The sequence below is a fragment of the Moorena sp. SIO4A1 genome (assembly GCF_010672065.1).
Lineage (GTDB): Bacteria > Cyanobacteriota > Cyanobacteriia > Cyanobacteriales > Coleofasciculaceae > Moorena.
The window spans coordinates 1-1,615 of record NZ_JAAHHX010000591.1 but is presented as its reverse complement, the minus strand read 5'-3'; the positions used below and the strand labels follow the sequence as shown (position 1 = coordinate 1,615).

Annotated in this window: 2 protein-coding genes and 1 pseudogene; all 3 read right to left on the bottom strand. The window is 43.4% G+C overall.

Annotated elements, in window-relative coordinates; translation table 11 throughout:
- On the bottom strand, nucleotides 1-225 hold a 225-nt coding region (locus F6K53_RS40985), incomplete at its 3' end, for a hypothetical protein (protein WP_293086001.1).
- Between the two features lie 104 nt (nucleotides 226-329).
- Complete coding sequence (locus F6K53_RS40980) at nucleotides 330-839, bottom strand: glycosyltransferase (RefSeq protein ID WP_293085998.1); 510 nt, start codon at nucleotides 837-839, stop codon at nucleotides 330-332.
- A 105-nt stretch (nucleotides 840-944) separates the two neighbouring features.
- A pseudogene (locus F6K53_RS40975) lies at nucleotides 945-1,550 on the bottom strand (glycosyltransferase family 2 protein).
- Between the last annotated feature and the right edge of the window lie 65 nt (nucleotides 1,551-1,615).

Here is a 1,615-nt window from a genome sequence, read left to right as displayed (position 1 = left end):
CTCCTTGACTTTTTCCAAAGGCCAATCATTACCAGCAGCAAAGATTTGCAGGTGAATATCACTTCGCTCTTTTACAGTATCTGCCAAGCGCAGTAGCATACGGCCATAAGCACCGTAGCAGTTTCCTGCGTATACAATTTGAATAGGGGTTTTAGGCTTTGGCTTTGCAACATCAATGCTGAAGGCACTAAAATCACCAACGGGATAGAGAACATCTGGGTGCATCTCATATTTGTAAAAAAGTGCGGTAGGGTGCGTTAGGGGCGAGCTCACCAAAACGCAAGCTGTAGCAAGTGTTGGGACAGTGCGTCCCGTAACGCACCACCAGGTCAAACTGCAAAAATGAGATGCACCCGAACATCTCCTCGACCATCTTGTCCAAACCAGTTGCCCATACCTTCACTGGTATAAAAAGATTGAGCAGCTTTCCGATTCAGCATTCGGTATCGATTTACTAAAAACGGAACTAACCAATGGAAAGGACGCATCTTGTCGGGAACAAACTGGGAAAGACAAAACAGATCCTGGAAGTTTACCACCAGAGGAACATTAAGCCGCGTGGCAATTTGCCATGCTAAGCCCATGTGCCAATCTTCAACAACACAGACTACGACATCAGGGCGAAATTCTTGGGCAAACTGCATCAATGGCTGTGGTACCATTATCCAGTTTTGGAGATACTCAAGGTTACATAGCAATCGCGATAATCGAGTGCGACGTAGTCTCTCAATAAGACGATTTTTACGGATAACGAAACGTCTTTCAACGGGAGAATCTCCAGCTGTTGTACCTGCCACTGCCACTTCAAAGTCTTGTTTCAGTACTAGGTGGCGGTACATGGCAAATCTTCCCCCTGAGGTTGTATCAGGTACGACGGCAGAAATGTATAGGAGTCTTAGGTGCGGTATACTCATTTAACTTTAGAAGTCAAAAATATAAAGCTATTAAGCTATCTTGAACCTGAAACCGCCATCGCAACACCGTAAGAAAAAATCATGATCCATTGCATAATGTAGATCCTCGGATAACGGACCTGCATCTTGCCAAACTCGTCTGTGCCAAAATGTAGAGTGTTGTCCAAGGTAAGCAGATTGAGAGAGCATAACTGCCATTTTTGGGGGAAGTCCTACAAGACCAGCTCGAACTCCAAAGAATTCACCAGACGGGTACTTATAAACTATTGCTTCTCCAGTAATTATATCTATTTTCCGATTTTTGGAGAATAGCCGTGCGACCTCTAGTAAAGCACCAGGAAGATAAAGATCGTCGCTATTTAACCACGCCATAATTTCACCAGTGCAACGAGCAAAACCTTTATTTATAGCATGGCTTTGCCCTTCATCCGGTTCACTAACCCAATAAGTTAGATATTTTTCATACTTTTTTATAATTTATACAGAATTATCTGTGCTGCCACCATCAATGATGATGTATTCCAAATTAGGATAACCTTGCCACAGAACTGATAGGATAGTTTCTTCTATAAATTGTCCTTGATTATAGCTAGGAGTTACTATACTAATCCGGGGCCATTCTGAACCATCAGGCATTTTTTCAGGAAGTTGTGGACTTTCTTCCGTCCAAGGCCAGCCAGTTTTTCCTGGTGGAGGTGCTG